This is a genomic window from Pedobacter sp. B4-66, from assembly GCF_018492665.1.
Lineage (GTDB): Bacteria > Bacteroidota > Bacteroidia > Sphingobacteriales > Sphingobacteriaceae > Pedobacter.
The window spans coordinates 202,699-222,881 of sequence record NZ_JAFVME010000010.1 but is presented as its reverse complement, the minus strand read 5'-3'; the positions used below and the strand labels follow the sequence as shown (position 1 = coordinate 222,881).

Genomic DNA, 20,183 nt, shown 5'->3' with positions numbered 1-20,183 from the left:
TGCTGATTATTTATGAAATTGATCTGTTCTAAAGTTCTTGAACCAAGAAACACGATTTGAGGTTCGGGCCAGTACTTCAAGCCTAACCCTGCTTAATCTTATTTTTGCACCACCATCACCATCCTTTTCAGGAATTAATAGGTTTTCTTTCAGCCATCGATCAATAAGCCTCCTGCTGTATATTCTGTATGCTTCTGCTTTAGATAAGTAGGGCTTTAAAACACCTGCATCTGTAAGGGCTTTGGTAGCACCAAGATTTGCAGCATCCTGTAGTAAGCCTTCAAGTTTGTATAAATCAATCTGTACCACCATCTGCACCCCCAGCTTTTACAAATGTCATTACCTCTCTTCTAACTCTCATACACCATGCGTTGAAGCTTGTGTATCTAAAGTCAGGTTCTGCGGTACTCCTCACAAACCGGATTCTCATCAATGGATATCCGTGTTCATCCCGTCTGTGAGGATAGGTAACCACTACCGTTTTTAATTTTTCTGGTGTATGTTGCTGCATACCAGAAGTGTTGTTACGACTAAAAATCATGTTGCTGCGATTTTATGTTTTAGTAAACTAATTAGTTTATTTTTTTCTATTGAGCTATTTCACTAGCGAATACCTGCTCTAGTAGGTCGTCCTTTGCGATGCCTGTAGATTCTGAAATGATCGTAAGGGCTTGTGCTGTAGTTAAGTGAATGTTGTTTTCTGCCAGCCATTTCTGAATAGTTGGGTAACTTTTCTTTAGTTCGAATTGTAACCTGTTTTTTGCAACAAGGCTCTTCTTTACCGCCTCTATTGCCTCTTTTGTTAACTGAATAGTTGTTGCTTTCATACTATATTCTTATAATTGCTGTATTAAATAATATGAACAAATATAACTCTCAAATGCTAATATTGCAAAATATTTCTCTCAAAATAGAGAATAAATCATTCAAACTATTGATAATCAGTGGAAAAAAATAAATTACAACTCGATAAAATAAAATTAATCATCAAAGAGCTTGATCTTAAGAATGATCTTGGATTAGCAAAAGCGATAAAGATGTCGTCCGGATATATGTCAGAGATAATGACGGGTAAAAAAAATGTACCAAAAACATTCGGACAAAAGCTAGAAGATAATTTAGGTATTAATAGAAAGTGGTTTGATTTTGATGAGGGGGAAATGCTTTTTGTGCCTAAGATTGAGAACACCAAAGACATTGGTGAGGTCCAATACCCGATCGAGCCAGGAGATACCCCTTTTATAAAGTTAGGGGAAGGACAATACAATATGATAATGCCGCTCGTAAGTGAGTATGCATATGCCGGTTATTTATCCGGTTACTCAGATCCAGAATATATAGAAGAATTACCTAAGCATACAATAGTAGTGACAAAATACCACAGGGGACAATACAGAGCATTTGAAGTAGTAGGGGATAGTATGGATGATAATACCAAGGAAAGTATTCCAGATGGAAGTATAGTGACTGGAAGAGAGATTCAGCATCATCATTGGACTTCAAAATTTCATACTCACCGATTTAAAGACTATGTAATTGTGCATCAAACTGAAGGTATTGTTACTAAGCGTATTATTCACCATGATACGATTCAGGGTTATATTACATGTAGGTCGCTAAATCCAGATAAAGAGAATTATCCGGATTTCGATCTTCAACTTGATGAAGTAAAGCAAATATTTAATATAGTTAATGTATCACTAGCACGGTGATCTTATAAAAAACACGAATGAAAAAACAACTATTAATTCTAATACTAATAACGTCCTTATTCTCTTGCAAAAAAGAAAAAGCTAATTATATGATTAACGCAACAGCATATTTAGATGATAATAAGGTTAATTCTAACATTGCCTTTATTAAGTCGGATAGGTCTGATGTCATTAAGGACGAGAATACAGTTGAAGCTTTTTTTAAATCTAATCCACCGCATTCTGGTTCGTACACTTCTCAATACAGTGAATACATGGAGCCTGGAGAATATATTATTGTTATTCAGATAACTCAATCTCCATTGCACAATAAATTTAAGACGTATACTTATAGGAGGATTTCAGTAAATGCAGATAGTGATTCTCAAGGAAATGTGATGGCTTTTAGTACAGCGAAAACTGGGTATTACCAAGAGTGGACAAATAAATATTAAAGGGTATTATGTCAATCAATCAAAGAATAGCTCATATTATTAACATCAAAGATGGTGGCTCTCAAAAGACCTTTGCAGAAAGAATGTCTTGGTCACAGCAATATGTAAGCAAGTTGATTACTGAAGGTGGGAGTGTAGGGATAGAGCCGGTGAAACGGATATTAGATGAGTTTGAGGATATAGATGCGAGATGGTTGGTTACTGGCAAAGGATCAGCTATTGATAAAAGTTACATAACAGATATCACTGACAGTCTTTATTCAAATATTAGGCAATTACTGGATCTGGAGAAATTTATTCCATATATGTTGGAGGTAGAAAGAGCGGATTATAAAGATGCAGCTTCAGGACTTAAAAAGGTTTCCTTTACCTCTGATCAGATTGATCGATGGACCAGTCTTTACCAGAAGGATCAATTTTCTAAAACTCAACTTGAACATCATTAAATAATATGCAAAACGAAGTATCTCAAGAAATCAATAAAAGATTCTTTCAAAAATTAGATGAAATTGTAGCTAAAGGTGAGACTACGTATTATGGATTCTGCACAAAATATGATATCTCCAGAAGAAACTTTGTGAGGTTGAAGAATGAACCACAAAGAGAGTTTCAGATGTCTTGGTTAAAAATACTTGTTGAGGACTACGGAGCATCGGCTAGTTGGTTGATCACTGGCCATTAATTTTAATCTTTATACAGTAAGCTAACAACCGCAGATTGTACCCTGTCAAGAATGCTCCAGTCAAAGTCTATGTATATGTCAGTTACTTTGTGGTCTTCGTCAAGATGGTTTAGTGCTTCTCCAATATCATCCTTGGAGAATCCACACGAATTACGAGCAAGTGATCCAACAGAGTACCTGGCATAATAATAACCTAGTTCCGGTACATTTATTTCCGGTCTTAATCCTATTTCTTTTAAACCGACATTGATGGCTCTATCTAAATGTATGTGGCTTGAATATCTTTTGCGAAGTACGCCAGTTTTGATGTACTTTGAATAAAAATACCTAGCATCTTCAATAAGCTTTACGCTAATAAAAGCATCATCATTTCTTCTGCCTTTAGTCTTTTTTCTATTGTACTCGATCCTATCTGGATTCGAATCTGATTTAGCCGCTAAGTAATAAACATCAGCTGCATTTATTCCTAACATACAAAAGGAAAAATTAAATATATCGCGAGCCAGTTCTTGCCTAGATCCTAGCTTTACTACAGCTCCGCAAATCAGTTTAATCTTGTCAATTTCCAAATTTCTTTTTTTGGTCCGTGGAGCCTGACCAACTTTATATTTTTTAAATGGATAATGTTTGATCTTGATTATTCCGGTTTGTTCGTCGTTGTATTTATTTCTAGCCTCATTGAAAAGAGTTCTGAGATCTCTCATTTTGTTATGAATGCCACCATCACCTAAGCCTGGCTTATTATACTCCTTTATTTTTCCTTGGTTAAGTCGAGCTATAATTCTAGGACTTCTTAAGTACTCCTCAAAGTCCCGCAAGAATATTGAGTTAATCTTTGTGACTGGTAGGGTGGTTGTCTTGAAATAATCGACTAGAGATCGGTAAACTGTATCTAATGGGCCTGCTGTGCCATCCTTGCCAGCAGCTTTGAGCTTCTTGATATAATCTCTTGAAAAACTTAGAAAATCAACATCTGGATCTTTGGTGTTGGATGCCATTAGCATTTCCTTTATTTCTTCAACATCCATGGCTTCTATCGTCCATGAATTCTCTGAAATTGCATCCCTGTATTTTTTTAAAGTATGATGCAAAGAGTCAAGTACTGTTTGATCTTTGATTCTGTACTTTTTATCGAGTTGAGCTTTGTAAACGAAAACAGCTGTCTTGATGTATCTGGACTTTCCTAAATGGTTAAGTCGTATCTTTACATTCCAAGTTCCATCTGTTTTTTTATCCTCTTTTAAAACTACTGGATTTACGGTCGCCATTCGGTTCCTAAATATTTTCTAAATTTTTTACAACAAACATGTGCAATAATTGCTGTACAAATGAACGGAGTATTTTTTGATTATTTAGGGAAATGTTAGGTTTTTCGGCTTTTTAGGCATAAAAAAAGCCTCCAGATGTCTCTGGAGGCTAGTGGTATGGGCCGGGATCGAACCGGCGACACATGGATTTTCAGTCCATTGCTCTACCGACTGAGCTACCGTACCTACTTCCCCTTTGGGATTGCAAATGTAGTGTCTTTTTTTGGATCACAAAATCTTTTTTTAAAATAGTTTGAATTTAGTGCGTTAGTCGCTGATTATCTGTGAGTTTAATTTTTATATAAATTTTATGCTTTCGTAAAATCACGAAAAGGTCCACCTAAACTATTTTTATTTTTTTTGAAATTTCTTTGATTCACTTCAAAAATTGCTCGTTATCCAAGCTTTTTCCTTCTGTTAGCGCGGTATTGATTTGGAGAGATGCGCATATTTTTTTTGAATAACCTCGAAAAGTGAAAAGGGTCATCATATCCAAGCATAATAGCAATGTCCTTTACTTTGGTTTCTGAATTGTAGAGTTGCACACAAGCTCGCTGCAGTTTTAAGTGAATTAGATAGTCCATTGGAGACATCCCTGTCGATTTTTTAAACATTTTAGAAAAATGTGAAGTAGATAACCCGCTTTTACTTGCAAAATCTTCGACCGTTAATTTTTCACTTAAGCTGTTTTTCATATAGGCTACAGTTTCCTTTATCATGTTCTTCTCATCCTGTACCTTAACATTGCTATGTTTGTCAGGATAAAGAAAAGTTGCCAGCAGATGATACAAACACAGATTTGTGTTGGTTAAATTTTCCTTACTGTAGCCGAGTTCTAAATTCTGATACATCGATTCCCAAATCTGAATACCTTTTTCATTTAGTAAAATCTGTTGCGCGCCATCATAGAGGTTAATGTTAAAGCCTTTATTGAAAGAATCGATATCTTTTCCGCTAAAATGTACCCAATGTATTGTCCATGGGTCATTTATATCTGCACCGTAACTCATGGGCGCTTTTGTGGCAGGTATGATGATATACTCATTTGGACCAACTTCTAAGCGTTTGTTGTTTATTACAAACCACCCCTTTCCTCTGGTACAATAGATCAGAATATTGTCGCTGCAACCATCCATCCGCTCTCTGTAATGGTAGGCGGCTTTGGGGAAGTATCCAATATAGGTAACATACAACTGGTTCATTACAGGGTTTCCCTTGATGGTACTTTTCCATGCAGATTCTGGGATGCAGATGTATTTCTCACCTTCAAATCCATCCTGTATTTTTTTCTCGTTCATACGCTTGTGTAAAACAAGTATAAGAATTATTCTGCTTAGTAGAGTTTTGTTGTTTGATTGAATTGAACATTCTTATTTTGTAAATATATGTTAGTCATTGCTTTTTTTGTAGATAAAGATATTGTTGGTAAGTGTATAATTCATGTTGATGAATGTTTATACTATTTTTTTAGCTCTGAATAGGTTCTATTTTTGTTTGCGGTGTAAGTTTTTTCAAAGGACGGTGAGATAGTTTAATCCATCCTTTTTTAAAGTTTGTGCATTTTAAAAGAAATCAACGTAAGGTATTTTTACCTTCACATTTAGTAACCTGATGAGAGATAATTCGATTAATTAAGGATGCCTCCTCCATAATTTAGGAATTAAATGATAACCAAGTATAACCACACAAATGACTAGAAAACTATTATTATCACTTTTTTTGTTGGCTTCAGCCACTTTAGGTATTAGAGCCCAGCAAAAAGCATCAAAATTATGGTACGATAAACCTGCCAAAATGTGGGAAGAGACCCTGCCTCTTGGCAATGGAAGGTTAGGTATGACGCCTGATGGGGGAGTATCCAAAGAGAAGATCGTATTAAATGACATTACACTTTGGTCGGGCGGACCTCAGGATGCAAATAATTACGAAGCATATAAAAGCTTACCTAAAATTAGAGAGCTGATACTTCAAGGAAAAAATGATGAAGCTCAGGATCTTGTAAATAAGGATTTTGTTTGTAAAGGACCTGGTTCTGGGGGTGCCCAATGGGGTAAGTATCAGGTATTAGGAGATTTAGAAATTGATTTTACTTATGGGAAATTAAAGCCTGATGAAGTAGTTGCTGAGGCATATCATAGAGAATTATCTCTGGATAAAGCAATTGCTAACTGCAGCTTTAAAGTAAACGGTGTAAATTATAAGAGAGAGTATTTTACAAGCTTTGGAGGTGATGTTGATGTGATTAAGATAACAGCAGATAAACCGGGGCAACTAAATTGTAGGATATCTCTAAGCAGACCAGAAAAATCTACAGTAAAAACTGAAGGAACTGAATTGCAAATGTATGGACAGTTGGATAATGGAACCGACGGAAAAGGAATGCAATATCAGGCAAGGGTTAACACGAAGCTAAAAGGAGGAAAAGTTACCGCGGATAACAATGCCCTGGTTGTAAAAAATGCTACTGAACTAATAATTTATGTTTCGGCCGCAACAGATTTTAAAGGATTTCCATTTAAAGAAAAAACAAAGCAACTGTTGTCTACTGCTTTAAAAACTCCTTATGAACTTCAAAAAAGCAAGCACATTGCAAGCTATACTAGGCTGTTTAAAAGGGTAAGCATTGATTTAGGAGAGGGACAATCTGCAAAGCTTCCAACCAACAAAAGATTGGATCTTTTTTACAAGAATTTTGCTGACGATAAATCTTTGCCAGCACTGTTTTTTCAATTTGGCAGGTATTTAAGTATCAGTAGCACCAGAGTAGGGTTGCTTCCACCGAATCTTCAGGGATTATGGGCAAACCAAATTAATACACCATGGAATGGTGATTATCATTTAGATGTGAATGTTCAAATGAACCACTGGCCTGTTGAGGTGTCTAATCTCTCTGAGTTGAATTTGCCACTCGCGGAACTTGTTAAAAGTCTGGTGAAGCCAGGAGAAAAAACAGCAAAAGCGTATTATAATGCTGAAGGTTGGATTGCGCATGTGATTACAAACGTTTGGGGTTTTACAGAGCCAGGAGAAAGTGCTTCGTGGGGAGCAACAAATGCAGGCTCAGGCTGGTTGTGTAATAATCTGTGGGATCATTATGCTTTTAGTCAGGATGTTAATTACTTAAAAAGTATTTATCCTGTTTTAAAAGGATCAGCAAAATTCTATAAAAGTGTATTGATAAAGGATCCTAAAACAGGATGGTTGGTTACCTCTCCTTCAGTATCACCAGAAAATACTTTTTATCTCCCAAATGGTAAAACAGCGAGCATATCTATGGGGCCAACTATCGACAATCAGATTGTTCGGGAATTGTTTACCAATGTGATAACTGCCTCTAAACTTTTAAATGTAGATGCGGAATTGAGAAATGAGCTGCAAGAGAAATTGAAGTCAGTGCCTCCAGCAGGTGTAATCAGTAAAGATGGAAGGATTCAGGAATGGATTGAGGATTATAAAGAAACGGACTTACAACATCGTCATATTTCACACTTGTATGGTTTGTATCCCGCCAATTTAATTACTCCGCTTTCAACGCCTGAATTGGCTGAGGCTGCGAAAAAAACACTAGAAGTTAGGGGTGATGATGGACCTAGCTGGACTATTGCTTATAAATTATTATTCTGGGCAAGATTACATGATGGAAATCGTGCATTTAAGCTGTTTAAAGAGATTTTAAAGCCTACACTTAGAACTGACATCAATTATGGCGCTGGTGGCGGTGTATACCCTAATATGCTTTCTGCAGGCCCTCCTTTTCAAATTGATGGAAACTTTGGTGCAGCTGCAGGGATTGCTGAGATGCTGATACAAAGTCATGATGGATTTATTGATCTTTTACCGGCCGTGCCTGACGCATGGAAGGCCTATGGGTCAGTTAAAGGTTTAAGAGCAAGAGGCAATTTTACTGTGGATATGAACTGGAAAGATGGTAAGATTACCAACTATCGCATTAAGTCGGGAAATCCAAAAAAGGTAAAAGTTAAAGTAAATGGAAAGATAAATGAGGTAATGGCTGCTAAACTATAAATGTCAAAATCGCTTAATATTTAGGCAATTGGGTAAAGTTTTTTATAGGTAAATCATCCTTTCTTTGGGTTAACCGAGACGCAAATAAAACCTAACCGCGAAATCATCATGAGTGAAGCTTTTAAAGAGCTGCTTATGATGATTTTTGATCTTTAAAAAACCAAACACTCTAATGAAAACCTTAAGACTTGTAGTAGCTTTAGTGATTTTGATGATTTCTCAATCAAATATCGCTAGTGCGCAAACGCGCCCCGCCTGGGCAACAGAAACCAAAGAACAGAAAGTTAAACGAATGAAGTGGTGGACAGACGCCCGATTTGGAATGTTTATCCATTGGGGACTTTATTCTGTACCTGCACGCCACGAATGGGTAAAGCTTTATGAAAAGATTTCTGATGAAGAGTATCAGAAGTACTTTAACATTTTTGAACCAGATCTTTATAACCCTAAGCAGTGGGCTGCAATGGCTAAAAAAGCCGGTATGAAATATTTTGTAATTACTACAAAACACCATGAAGGGTTTAGCCTTTGGGATACGAAATACTCTGATTACAAAGCTACAAACACACCAATAGGAAAAGACCTGATTAAACCAATGGTTGAGGCCTTTAGAGCAGAAGGCATAAAAGTTGGTTTCTATTATTCTTTGATAGATTGGCATCATCCTGATTTTGAGTTTGATGCTACTCATCCGCCAACGCCAACAGGACAAGCAGAGCGCGAGGCAGCAAATAAAGGCAGAGACATGAAGAAGTATCAGGCCTTTATGAAAAACCAGTTAACTGAATTGCTTACTCAGTATGGGCAGATAGACGTTTTGTTCGCTGATTTTTCTTATCCGGGTAAAGGTCATGCTGAATGGGATTCAGAAAACCTATTGAAACTTGTACGTAAACTGCAGCCAAACATCATTGTAAACGACCGTTTGGATTTAGACAATACAGATTGGGGATGGGACATTAAAACACCTGAGCAGTTTATGCCACGTGAATGGATAAAGGTAAATGGAGAAAAAGTGCCATGGGAAACCTGTCAGACATTTTCTGGATCATGGGGTTATCATAGAGATGAGAACTCATGGAAAAGCGTTCCTCAGTTAATTGCGATGCTTATTGAAACTGTTAGTAAAGGAGGTAACTTATTGTTAAACGTTGGGCCTACTGCAAGAGGTGAGTTTGATGAAAGAGCCAATGAAAGACTGGAAGGGATGGGAGAGTGGATGAAAGAACATAGTCGCTCGATATATGGCTGTACACAAGCGCCTGATTCATTTAAAATTCCTCAGAATTGTTTCCTTACTTACAATCCTGAACGCAAAAGATTATATATACACCTGATGCAATGGCCATTTAAATCATTACACCTCGAAGGGTATAAAGGCAAATTCAAGTACGCTCAGTTACTTAATGATGGTTCTGAGGTGAAGTTTTACTCACCAACACAAGAAGGTAGTCATACTACCGAAACTACTAAAGAAGGAGATGTGATCTTGAACCTTCCTGTTCAAAAGCCAAATGTTGCAGTTCCGGTTATTGAATTGATTTTAGAATAAACTAATTAGCTCTCAATCTGATTGAAAAAGGAGATGACTTTTTATAGTTATCTCCTTTTTTTGAAATAAATCGTTAAACGATTTGGATTAATTCTAAATAATAACAACCTTTGTAATATCAAGAGTTTAATGTGAACATGCAGGATTTAATTGTACTACCTTCAATAAATTTTACAGAAGTATTTAATACTAAGAATGGTGCCATTTATCAATCAGACAGTGAGAATTGCTGGTATATAGATTTTGCCGGTAAACTTGCCCGTTTCGATTATCGTAACTTACTTAAACTTAAAAAAGCAGTTTATCACATCGATATTGAAGACTTGCTTTTAAATAGTACTAAAGCCCCTGATCTTGAAATCATCTTTATCTGCGCATGTGATCATTGCTATGTGCTTTCTATTTTAGAAATTATTGCTTTAAAAGAGCTCCTGCAGGGCACGTTCGTAATGTTAGAGCTTAATCACATCATATTTGATCGTTTGCATCGTATAGTTGCCTGATTAACTTAGAATTAGAATCTTTCCATATTACTCTAATATTATCTTTTCTTAATTTATTGCATTAATTTTGATGTTACAATATCAATTAAACGATAGTAATTATGAAAGATATCATTCGCGCAAAGTGCTTACTCTCATCAGATGTAGAGACACTTATAAACCAGCAAATTAAAAAAGAAGCCCACTCATCAGCTATTTATCTTTCGATGGCCTCATGGTGTAGTCGCAATGGATACGATTTTTCTGCAGATTATTTTTTCAAGCAGGCAGAAGAAGAAAGAATGCATCAGCTTAAATTCTATAAATATGTTTTAGATATGGGTGGAACAGCAATTTCTCCTGATGTCACAAATATCAAAATTGAATATAATTCTTTCCGTGAGGTTTTTGAAGAAGCTTTGGATCAGGAAATTAATGTAACTCAGTCTATTAAAAGCATAGCTGCTCGTTGCCATAAAGAACAGGATTATATAACTCTTGAGTTCTTAAACTGGTTCTTTAGAGAACAAAGAGAAGAAGAATATAAAGCTCGTCGCGCTGTTGAATTGTTTGATGTAATCGGAGAAGAAGGAACCGGAAGATGGCAGATTGACAAACATGTTGGTCAGATCAAATACGAAGGAGAAGCTTAATCTAATTTAGCCAGTTTACCCTGGTATATTAAAGGTACATACTGGTAAAACAGTATGTGCCTTTTTTTGTTATAGATATATAGGCCATGTCAAAGAAAAACAAAGACAAAAAAAAATCTAAGCAGGATAAAAAAGATAAAAAGAAAAAAGACTGCTGTGAGAAATACCTTAGAGGGAAGCGATGTAAAAATTGCCCTTTAGCCTAGCTTTGGCTTTATTCTACTAGTTTTAATTTAAGCTTACATTGTCGGGTAAATGATAACAGCGCCTGCAACGGGGCTCGTAACTGTCTTTTTCACCTAGTAATATTTTTGATTCGCCGGCGACCGTGCGGAAAGAGTACATGGCCGGACTACCGCAACGTACACAAACTGCATTTACTTTAGTTACCAATTCGGCAATCGCCATCAAAGCAGGGATAGGCCCGAAAGGTTTGCCTTGAAAATCCATGTCTAAACCGGCCACAATAACTCTGATTCCTTTTTGAGCAAGTTTGTTGCAAACTTCAGGAAGGTTTTCATCAAAAAATTGAGCTTCATCAATACCAACTACCTGAGTGTTGGCATCTAAAAGCAAAATTGCTGATGATGTTTCGACGGGTGTTGATTGAATTGAATTTAAATCATGAGATACCACAGCATTTTCATCATATCTGGTATCTGTTTTAGGTTTAAAAATTTCTACATTCAGCTTAGCAATTTGAGCTCTTCTTAATCTCCTTAGTAATTCTTCCGTTTTACCCGAAAACATAGAGCCGCAAATTACCTCTATGCTACCGCAAAACTCCCCTCTTCTGTAATTTTGTTCGCTGAATAACATCGTATTGTAGTACTTATAGCCTGCTAATATCGAAATTTTGTATTACTTTTGAATGGCAAGTTACCAACATAAAAAGTCAATTCTTCCGTTATTAAACTATGATGAACCAAGGTGATATTTTCAAAAAAATCGGACAAATACTAAACGAACTTCAAGATCAGTACGAGTTTTTAGCCCAAAATCCTGAACAACTTAATGAATTAGAGCTGGAGTTGTTTCTGGCGAATGCCAATTTCTTGTCGGATCATGTTCAAATTGTAAGAAAACTAAATAACAGTAAACCTGTAAAGGAATTACCTGAACATACTTTAGAAACAGTTTCAGAAATAGCTGAGCCTGTGGTTCCGCAAAATGTTGTAGTTGTTGAGGAAGAAGTAGAAGAAGTTGATTACCGTAGACCGTCTTTTGAATTTATTTTGAATGATACCTCATCAAGCGATAAGTTTGATTTTGAGGAAAAGTCTGTTGATAGTATTTTTGACAGACCATTAAGCGCAGAGGAAGAACGCATTATTGCCGAAAAACAAAGATTAATGGAGCGTAAAGCTCAGATTGAGGCTTCTGAGCAGCAAGTTGTAGCACAAGTAACTCCAGAACCAGTAGTTGAACCTGTTTATGTTCCTCAAGCTATACCTGAGCCTCAACCGATCCCTGAGCCAATTGTTTATAAGCAAGAACCTATAGTTCAAATTCAGGAAGAAGTAAAAGCTCCTGAACCGGCTCCAATACCTGTTCCGCAGCCTACGCTTTTTAAGGCTCCTGAGCCTGTTAAAATAATTGTAGTTGAAAGTATTCCAGAGCCTGTGCAACAAGAGCCTGTAAGTAATCTTAAGCCAACCATAAACGATATTCTGGCCGGTAAGAGTAATAATAACTCTCTTAACCTGAATTTAGAAAGTAATAAGCCTGCAATAACTGATCTTAAAAAGGGAATAACCCTTAATGAGAAACTGCTATACATTAAGGATTTGTTTAATGGTTATAACCTGGCCTATTCCGAAGCAATAGATCTGATCAATAAAATGCCGGACCTTAAAACGGCCGACACATTCTTGAAAAATAATTATGCAGAGAAAAATAACTGGGACGCAAAACAGACTACTGTTGATAAGTTCTATGAATTGCTAAATCAGCGTTTTTCGTAGACTTTAGATAAAGCCCATTCTATTTGAATCCAGCTTCAGGAAGATAAACAGCAATATTGTAAAACTCCAAAGCGAAGATCCACCATAACTGATAAAAGGTAGCGGTATTCCAATTACAGGCACAATGCCTATTGCCATACCGATATTTATAAATACGTGGAAGAACAGAATGCTGGCCACGCAATAGCCATATACTCTGGAGAAAGTGGATCGCTGTCGTTCTGCAAGGTTTATTAAACGGAGTAGTAGAAATAAGTACAGGCCAATTACTACAAAGCAACCTACAAAGCCCCATTCCTCTCCAATTGTTGAGAATATAAAATCTGTACTTTGTGCCGGTACATAACCGTATTTTGTTTGTGTACCCTGCAAAAAGCCCCGGCCCGTTAGCTGACCTGAACCAATCGCGATTTTAGATTGTATAACGTTATAACCAACTCCTTTGGGGTCAATTTTTAGTCCCAAAATTAACTCAATACGTGTGCGTTGGTGAGGTTTTAGAACTTTTTCATAAGCTATCCTTACAACAAACAAATAAGCAATGGCAACTATTGTTACAATGATAGCGGAAAACATTACCTTCTGTTTTCGTTTGTTTTGATAAACAAAGATGCCTCCAATTGCAAGAATAATGGGGATTAATATTTGTAGTGGAACAAGGAAATCTGCCACAAACAAAACGATCATCCCTAAAAAGATCAATAAGAAATAACCCGATAGCCCTTCTCTATACATTGGAAACATAAACGCCAGGAAAACTAAAGCTGATCCGGCGTCTGGCTGTAACATAATAAGAATGAGGGGAATCCCCATAATTAAGGCCGCAAACGCTATTGATTTTAAATCTCTGAACTTAGGACTGAAGCTACTAATATACCTTGCCAGCAGTAGTGCTGTTCCGAACTTCGCAAACTCGGAGGGTTGTAGCCTGAAGCCGCCCCCTAAAGATATCCAGGCCTGATTTCCTCCAACATTTCGACCGACAATCAAAACTATGATGAGTAGTAGTACCGTAACACCATAAACAATGGGAGAGAAGACACTAAAGAATTTGGCATCCAATAACAAAATTGAAAAGCCAAGAACTAAACCTGCAATAACATAGATCAGCTGTTTACCATAATTGCTTCCAAAATTAAACATAGAAGAATCTGCACTGCTATGTGAAGGTACCGAAGCATAAATGTTTACGTAGCCGACTGTACACAAAGCAATATAGATTAGAATAGTAATCCAATCCACATTAAAGAAAAATCTATTGCTTTGCTGAGTGCTCATTTTTTATTAGGGTTGGATTTTTTATGTTGGGTAAATCTGTCGTTTTTTTAGGCTCAGCACTATTGATGCTTTTTTTTAGAGAATCTGCTTTACCAGCAGAATCTAAAATGGCAGCCTTAGGCTTTACTTTCGGTTTTGGAGGAGCAGGAAGTATTATCTGTCTCTTCATCCACTCTACTCTATCTCTTCTGTTAGGAGCTATACTATCTTTAAGATACTTTTCTGTAATATAACTTGCAATTGGTGCAGCATATGTACCACCAAAACCTGCATTCTCTACTATAACTGCAATGGCTATTTTTGGATTATCACGAGGAGCAAATCCGATAAACACAGAGTGGTTTTTACCACGTGGATTTTGTACCGTACCCGTTTTACCACACATAATAATCCCATCAATTCTAGAAGCCACAGCTGTACCCCATGGTGCATTTACAGCGTCTTGCATCCCATCTATTACCGGCCCAAAATGGCGTGCATCAACGCCAACATAGTTTTTCTTTACAAACTCCTTTTTAATAACATGGTTTTTCCCAATAGATTTTACCAGGTGCGGTTTTATATAATAACCCTTATTAGCTATGGCAGCCATAATATTTGCCATTTGTAGTGGTGTAGCATCCATCTCTCCTTGCCCAATAGCCAGTGAAATAACGGTTGAATAGCCCCAGTACTTGCTGTATTTCTTTGAATAGTAAGCCGCATCATATAGTCTGCCTCTACGTTCTCCCGGCAAATCTATACCAAGAGTGTCTCCAAGACCCCATAGTTTTACTTTCTTTTGCCAGTAATCATAGGCTACTTTTTGATTCCTATTAAACTTTTTCTGTGTTAATAATTTCTGAAATACATAACAAGCGTAAGTATTGCATGATCTGGCCAGACCTTTTCTTAGTGCAATATCTCCGTCAACGTGTTCACATTTAGTTGTGTGATTTCCAACCTTGAAATAGCCGGGGCAGTTAAATGTGGTGTTCTCATCAATAACCCCTTCCTGTAATCCAATTAGCGCATCTAATGGTTTAAAGGAAGACCCTGGTGAGTAATAACCTTGAATAGGACGGATATTAAGTGCACGGTTTGGGCTTTTAAGTAAGTCCATGTAGTTATTTCCCTGTTGTCTACCCACCATTAAGTTGGGGTCATAACCCGGACTACTCACAAATGCGAGTACTTCACCTGTTGCAGGTTCTATTGCTACAATACTGCCTACTTTATTTTTTAGCAATTCTTCGCCTAATTTTTGAATTCTTATATCAAGTGAAGATATCAGCTGTTCTCCGGATACTGCCGAAGTATCAAATTTACCCTCAGCATAACTTCCTTTTGGCACATTGTGTGCGTCGTAAAGCATGTTAACCACACCTCTTTCACCCCTTAATGCGGTTTCATAAGATTTTTCAACTCCTGATTTTCCAATGTAATCTCCAGGTCTGTAATAGCCTTCAGAGCGTTCAATGTCAGTTGGACTTACTTCTTTTATATAACCTAAAAAGTGACTGGCTATACTATCCGGATATTGTCTTATTGTTCTGCTTTGTACAAAGAAACCTGGAAAACGATATAGTTTTTCAGATAAAGATTGGTAAATGCTTACTGAAAGTTGTTTCTCAAATATGCTTGGTTGATATCTGGATTGATTTAAAGCCTTCTTGAAGTTCTTTCTAAACTTTACTGTATCGATGTCGATAATCTTACAAAGTTCAAGGGTGTCAAATTCTTTTACATCATTTGGAATAACCATCAAATCGTATACAGGCTCATTTTGCACAAGAATTTTTTCGTGTCTATCTAAAATGACCCCACGAGCAGGGAAAGTGTAGAGTTTACGTAATACATTACTCTCGGCAGAAAGGAAATATTTATCACTAAATACCTGTATATAAAAAAGTGTACCAAGTAATATTAGTGAAACAACAATAAATAATCCCTGTACAATGTATTTTCGGTTAAACAGATTATCCATCAGCGTACCTTTCTGTTATAAAATATAAACTCAATTAAGGTAACAAGAAAAAGTGTGAAAACACCACTTAAAAGACACTTGAGTAGGGTGTATGAAAATTCCGTTAGTCTAAATGTTTCTAAAAAGAACAGCACAATATGATGTGCAAATGTGCATAAAAAGGCATACAGGAGGAACCATTTGATTCCCATATTCCCAAGAGTAGGTTCCGGTTCATCAAAACCGTCTCTACTTACAGTTACTGAGATAAAAAGGATTCTTACAAAAACTAAAGTTACACAAGCTGCGGTATGGACTCCTAATGTATCATAAAATGCATCAAGAGTTAAACCGGTAGCAAAAGCGATTATATAAAGTAACAGATTAGGAATCCCAAATGGGAGCAATAACAAAAATAATATGTAAACAAAAGGAGTTGCCATATTGTAGAAACTCAAATTCCTAAGAATTAGGATTTGAAATAAAAGTAGTATGAACCACCTAACTATGTTTGTTAATACTAATCTACTGCTCATTGGGTAATTTCGCTTCTAATTCTGTTTGTTCCTTTGCTAGTTTATTTTTAATGATGTAAACGTATTGTAAGGTGCTAAAATCATTAAACAGATTGATTTCTATGGTCATAAAGTTATCTCCGGTGGAAATACCAGTATTGCTAACTGTACCAACAGGAATACCTGATGGGAAAAATGAGAAACCTGATGTAACTACAGTATCTTTCAGGTTTATTTTAAAGTGATTTGGTATCTCCTTAATATAAGCCTTTCTGTAATCAGAGTTTCTATCTCCCCATACCAATGAACCAACTGCATTGTTCCTTTTAAGACTTACACTGATGTGAGTGTCTTTATGCAATAAAGACCGTACAGTTGCCAAATGGTCTGAAACATCCTGTACAAAACCTACAACACCTTTTCCTGGAGAAATAACCGGCATATTGGTTTCAATACCGTCAGCTTTACCACGGTTAATAGTGATGAAATTATTTCGGTTTGTAATAGAGTTTTTGATAACTCTGGCCGAAAGGTAAGTGTATTGAGGTACTCCGGCCGTGTCTTTTACTAAGACATCCTTAGCCGTGTCTATATTTTTAAGGGCAAGTATCTCCGTCTTCAGTTTCGCATTCTCTACTGCCAGGCTATCATTTACAGAACCCAGGTTCATGTATTTTTTAAACACATTAAGGTTGTTGTAAACATCACCCACAATTTTATTGGTTGAGTTGATGGTTACGCTACGTTGATAGGAGTTGTTTCTTACAGTAAGAACAACTCCTATAGTAAAGAATATGATGAAGAAGAAAAATGCGTTATATCTGCTTATAAAAATCCAAAGGTTACGCATATTCTAAATATAAGAGGGAAGCCCTTAGTTTATCTTCATTTAATTATTGCATTAAAAATTTGAAACCGCCAATGTTTTTTAAGGCGATACCTGTACCACGTACAACTGCACGAAGAGGATCTTCTGCAACGTGAACCGGCAATTTCGTTTTAGCAGCTACACGTTTATCTAAACCACGAAGTAATGCACCACCACCTGTTAAATAGATACCAGTTTGGTAAATATCAGCAGAAAGTTCTGGTGGGGTAATCTCTAAAGCTTTAAGAATAGCTTCTTCGATTTTCGAAATAGATTTATCTAAACAGTGTGCAATCTCGGTATAAGAAACGGTGATTTGTTTAGGAACACCTGTCATCAAATCTCTTCCTTGCACAGCAAAATCAGCAGGTGGATCTTGCAACTCAGGCAAAGCTGCACCTACTTCAATTTTAATTTTTTCAGCAGTACGATCACCAATCATAATGTTGTGCTGGCGACGGATATAGTTAACAATATCAGAGTCAAAGTTATCTCCCGCTACGCGTATAGACTGGTCGCATACAATACCAGATAAAGCGATTACCGCAATCTCTGTAGTACCACCACCTATGTCAATGATCATGTTACCCATTGGTTCCTCTACGTCGATACCAATACCGACAGCAGCAGCCATAGGCTCATGGATCAGGTAAACTTCTTTGGCACCTGCAATTTCTGCAGAATCTCTTACCGCACGTTTTTCAACCTCGGTAATACCAGAAGGGATACAAATTACCATTCTTAACGAAGGGAACATCCAGCCTTTACCACCATTTAACATGCGGATCATGCCTTTGATCATGGCTTCAGCAGCATTGAAATCAGCAATAACACCATCTTTTAGTGGTCTTACTGTTCTGATATTATCATGGGTTTTACCCTCCATTTGCATGGCCTGCCTACCAATCGCTATAATTTTATTTGTTTGTCTGTCAAAAGCAACGATTGAAGGTTCATCAACTACTACTTTGTCATTATGTATAATCAAGGTGTTTGCTGTACCTAAATCGATAGCAACCTCTTGTGTAAACCAGTTAAATAGACCCATTTATAGGTGATAATTTAAGTATTAAAAATTCTATGTACTATAGTAATGTAAAACTACGTCTTTTTATTGTATTGAGAGACAAATAAAGTTAGTGTTTGAAATGTCTGACACCAGTAGTTACCATTGCAATACCTTTTTCATTGGCCATATTTATAGAATCGGCATCTTTAATAGAGCCACCTGGTTGTAAAACTGCAGCGATACCAGCTTCAGCTGCTATTTCTACGCAATCAGGGAATGGGAAAAACGCATCAGAAGCCATAACCGAACCTTTTAAGTCGAAATTGAAAGCCTCAGCCTTAACAATTGCTTGTTTTAATGCATCAACTCTTGAAGTTTGACCAACACCACTAGACAACAACTGGTCGTTTTTAACAAAAACAATAGTGTTTGATTTGGTATGTTTTACAATTTTATTTGCAAAATGTAAGTCGATTAACTCTTGAGAAGTAGGTGCTTTTTCTGTTACAGTGGTCATCTGATCAGGACCTTCAATAACTAAATCTTTATCTTGCTCAATAACTCCGTTTAATAAAGTTTTGAATTGTTTTTGGCTTAATTCCACATCGTTACGTTGTAAAATTACCCTATTCTTTTTAGCACGGAAAAGTTCAACTGCTTCAGCTTGATAAGAAGGAGCGATCAATACTTCAAAAAACAATTTGTTAATTTCTGTTGCAGTAGCAAGGTCAATTTCTCTGTTGGCAATTAATACACCACCAAAAGCCGAAACCGGATCGCAAGCTAAAGCTACGTTCCATGCATCTAAAAGATTGGCCCTTGAAGCTACGCCACAAGCGTTTGTATGTTTTAAGATAGCAAATGTGGGTGCTTCAAATTCATCAATTAAAGCGACAGCTGCATCAACATCCACAAGGTTGTTGTACGAAAGTTCTTTACCATTTAATTTGGTGAACATTGCATCTAAATCGCCATAAAATACACCTTGTTGATGTGGGTTTTCACCATATCTTAAAACTTGTGCTTTACTAATGCTCTGTTTAAATACGTTAAGTGGCTCTTCAGTGTTGAAATAATTGAAGATTGCAGTATCGTAGTTAGAAGAAGTATGGAATGCTTTTTTAGCGTATGCTTTACGTTGAGCTAAAGTAGTTTCTCCGTCTTGATTTTCTAGTTGCTCTTGTAAAGTTGAATAATCATCTTTAGAAGCAAGAATTACTACATCATTAAAGTTTTTAGCAGCAGCTCTGATTAGAGAGATACCACCGATGTCTATTTTCTCAATAATTTCTTCTTCAGTACCACCAGCTTTTAGTGTTTCTTCGAAAGGATATAAGTCAACAATAACAAGGTCAATTTCTGGAATCTCATACTGAGTAATTTGCTCCTGATCCGAACTTAAAGCTCTGCGGTTTAAAATACCACCAAAAACTTTAGGGTGTAAAGTTTTAACTCGTCCACCTAAAATTGAAGGATAACCGGTAAGGTCTTCAACTGCGGTAACAGGTAAATTTAAATCTTTAATAAATTGTTCTGTACCTCCGGTAGAAAACAATTGAACACCTTGTTTTGCCAGAAGGCGAACTAAAGGCTCTAAACCATCTTTGTAATAAACTGAAATTAAAGCGTTTTTGATCTTTATAGATTGACTCATTAGAGAAAAATTTTGAGCCGCAAAAGTACCTATTTTTCTTTTAATGTCAAATGGTTATTTGTTGCGTTGTAAACTGAGATGCCCTTTTTATTTTCATGGTAT

The 20,183-nt window shown here is 36.5% G+C and carries 21 protein-coding genes and 1 tRNA gene; 9 read left to right on the top strand and 13 right to left on the bottom strand.

Annotated features, from left to right (window positions below; genetic code table 11):
- Positions 1-6: 6 nt before the first annotated feature.
- From J1905_RS17720 to J1905_RS17710, 3 genes are read right to left on the bottom strand one after another with little or no spacing between them, the layout of a single operon-like run.
- Complete coding sequence (locus J1905_RS17720; protein ID WP_214228597.1) at positions 7-312, bottom strand: hypothetical protein; 306 nt, start codon at positions 310-312, stop codon at positions 7-9.
- On the bottom strand, positions 296-541 hold the full coding sequence (locus J1905_RS17715; RefSeq protein ID WP_214228596.1) for a hypothetical protein: 246 nt from the start codon (positions 539-541) through the stop codon (positions 296-298). Before J1905_RS17715 ends, J1905_RS17720 begins: the two co-directional genes overlap by 17 nt.
- A gap of 46 nt (positions 542-587) precedes the next feature.
- Positions 588-827, bottom strand: a complete 240-nt coding sequence (locus J1905_RS17710; protein WP_214228595.1) for a hypothetical protein — start codon at positions 825-827, stop codon at positions 588-590.
- A gap of 117 nt (positions 828-944) precedes the next feature.
- On the opposite strand from J1905_RS17710, the gene J1905_RS17705 reads away from it, so the two are divergent.
- Genes J1905_RS17705 through J1905_RS17690 form a run of 4 tightly spaced genes read left to right on the top strand, consistent with a single transcriptional unit; the run spans position 945 to position 2,828 of the window.
- Complete coding sequence (locus J1905_RS17705) at positions 945-1,712, top strand: S24 family peptidase (RefSeq protein WP_214228594.1); 768 nt, start codon at positions 945-947, stop codon at positions 1,710-1,712.
- A 17-nt stretch (positions 1,713-1,729) separates the two neighbouring features.
- On the top strand, positions 1,730-2,146 hold the full coding sequence (locus J1905_RS17700) for a hypothetical protein (protein WP_214228593.1): 417 nt from the start codon (positions 1,730-1,732) through the stop codon (positions 2,144-2,146).
- 8 nt (positions 2,147-2,154) lie between these two features.
- Positions 2,155-2,592 carry a helix-turn-helix domain-containing protein gene (locus tag J1905_RS17695; protein ID WP_214228592.1) on the top strand — a complete coding sequence of 146 codons (438 nt, stop codon included), beginning with the start codon at positions 2,155-2,157 and terminating at the stop codon, positions 2,590-2,592.
- Positions 2,593-2,597: 5 nt separating this feature from the next.
- Positions 2,598-2,828: a hypothetical protein gene (locus J1905_RS17690; RefSeq protein ID WP_214228591.1), complete on the top strand. Its 231-nt coding sequence runs from the start codon at positions 2,598-2,600 to the stop codon at positions 2,826-2,828.
- A 2-nt stretch (positions 2,829-2,830) separates the two neighbouring features.
- On the opposite strand, the gene J1905_RS17685 is transcribed toward J1905_RS17690, so the two are convergent.
- The 3 genes from J1905_RS17685 to J1905_RS17675 all read right to left on the bottom strand — a co-directional run bounded on the left by J1905_RS17685 (position 2,831) and on the right by J1905_RS17675 (position 5,433).
- Positions 2,831-4,096 carry a site-specific integrase gene (locus J1905_RS17685; protein WP_214228590.1) on the bottom strand — a complete coding sequence of 422 codons (1,266 nt, stop codon included), beginning with the start codon at positions 4,094-4,096 and terminating at the stop codon, positions 2,831-2,833.
- Positions 4,097-4,248: 152 nt separating this feature from the next.
- Positions 4,249-4,321 (bottom strand) — tRNA-Phe (locus J1905_RS17680).
- A 209-nt stretch (positions 4,322-4,530) separates the two neighbouring features.
- Positions 4,531-5,433 carry an AraC family transcriptional regulator gene (locus J1905_RS17675; RefSeq protein WP_214228589.1) on the bottom strand — a complete coding sequence of 301 codons (903 nt, stop codon included), beginning with the start codon at positions 5,431-5,433 and terminating at the stop codon, positions 4,531-4,533.
- A 391-nt stretch (positions 5,434-5,824) separates the two neighbouring features.
- Here J1905_RS17675 and J1905_RS17670 point away from each other — a divergent pair, with 391 nt between their 5' ends.
- The 4 genes from J1905_RS17670 to J1905_RS17655 all read left to right on the top strand — a co-directional run bounded on the left by J1905_RS17670 (position 5,825) and on the right by J1905_RS17655 (position 10,848).
- Positions 5,825-8,161, top strand: a complete 2,337-nt coding sequence (locus tag J1905_RS17670; protein ID WP_214228588.1) for a glycoside hydrolase family 95 protein — start codon at positions 5,825-5,827, stop codon at positions 8,159-8,161.
- 172 nt (positions 8,162-8,333) lie between these two features.
- A complete protein-coding gene (locus tag J1905_RS17665) occupies positions 8,334-9,713 on the top strand; it encodes an alpha-L-fucosidase (RefSeq protein WP_214228587.1) in 1,380 nt (459 codons plus the stop codon).
- A 137-nt stretch (positions 9,714-9,850) separates the two neighbouring features.
- Positions 9,851-10,216: a hypothetical protein gene (locus tag J1905_RS17660; protein WP_214228586.1), complete on the top strand. Its 366-nt coding sequence runs from the start codon at positions 9,851-9,853 to the stop codon at positions 10,214-10,216.
- A gap of 101 nt (positions 10,217-10,317) precedes the next feature.
- The gene (locus tag J1905_RS17655; protein ID WP_214228585.1) at positions 10,318-10,848 is read left to right on the top strand and encodes a ferritin; all 531 of its coding nucleotides are present in this window, start codon (positions 10,318-10,320) and stop codon (positions 10,846-10,848) included.
- A 228-nt stretch (positions 10,849-11,076) separates the two neighbouring features.
- On the opposite strand, the gene J1905_RS17650 is transcribed toward J1905_RS17655, so the two are convergent.
- Positions 11,077-11,667, bottom strand: coding sequence for a thymidine kinase (locus tag J1905_RS17650; protein ID WP_214228584.1), 591 nt, complete (start codon positions 11,665-11,667; stop codon positions 11,077-11,079).
- Between the two features lie 98 nt (positions 11,668-11,765).
- On the opposite strand from J1905_RS17650, the gene J1905_RS17645 reads away from it, so the two are divergent.
- A complete protein-coding gene (locus tag J1905_RS17645) occupies positions 11,766-12,812 on the top strand; it encodes a DUF8457 domain-containing protein (protein ID WP_214228583.1) in 1,047 nt (348 codons plus the stop codon).
- A gap of 3 nt (positions 12,813-12,815) precedes the next feature.
- Here the strand turns inward: J1905_RS17645 and rodA are convergent, their stop codons facing one another.
- The 6 genes from rodA to purH form a co-directional block, all read right to left on the bottom strand.
- Positions 12,816-14,090, bottom strand: a complete 1,275-nt coding sequence (gene rodA / locus J1905_RS17640) for a rod shape-determining protein RodA (RefSeq protein ID WP_214228582.1) — start codon at positions 14,088-14,090, stop codon at positions 12,816-12,818.
- Positions 14,068-16,056, bottom strand: coding sequence for a penicillin-binding protein 2 (mrdA, locus tag J1905_RS17635; protein WP_214228581.1), 1,989 nt, complete (start codon positions 16,054-16,056; stop codon positions 14,068-14,070). Before mrdA ends, rodA begins: the two co-directional genes overlap by 23 nt.
- Positions 16,056-16,478: a rod shape-determining protein MreD gene (locus J1905_RS17630; protein WP_350027988.1), complete on the bottom strand. Its 423-nt coding sequence runs from the start codon at positions 16,476-16,478 to the stop codon at positions 16,056-16,058. Before J1905_RS17630 ends, mrdA begins: the two co-directional genes overlap by 1 nt.
- A gap of 82 nt (positions 16,479-16,560) precedes the next feature.
- Positions 16,561-17,400: a rod shape-determining protein MreC gene (gene mreC, locus J1905_RS17625; protein ID WP_214228579.1), complete on the bottom strand. Its 840-nt coding sequence runs from the start codon at positions 17,398-17,400 to the stop codon at positions 16,561-16,563.
- A gap of 43 nt (positions 17,401-17,443) precedes the next feature.
- Positions 17,444-18,466, bottom strand: a complete 1,023-nt coding sequence (locus tag J1905_RS17620; RefSeq protein WP_048907325.1) for a rod shape-determining protein — start codon at positions 18,464-18,466, stop codon at positions 17,444-17,446.
- Positions 18,467-18,554: 88 nt separating this feature from the next.
- Positions 18,555-20,081, bottom strand: a complete 1,527-nt coding sequence (gene purH, locus J1905_RS17615) for a bifunctional phosphoribosylaminoimidazolecarboxamide formyltransferase/IMP cyclohydrolase (RefSeq protein WP_214228578.1) — start codon at positions 20,079-20,081, stop codon at positions 18,555-18,557.
- Positions 20,082-20,183: the final 102 nt, after the last annotated feature.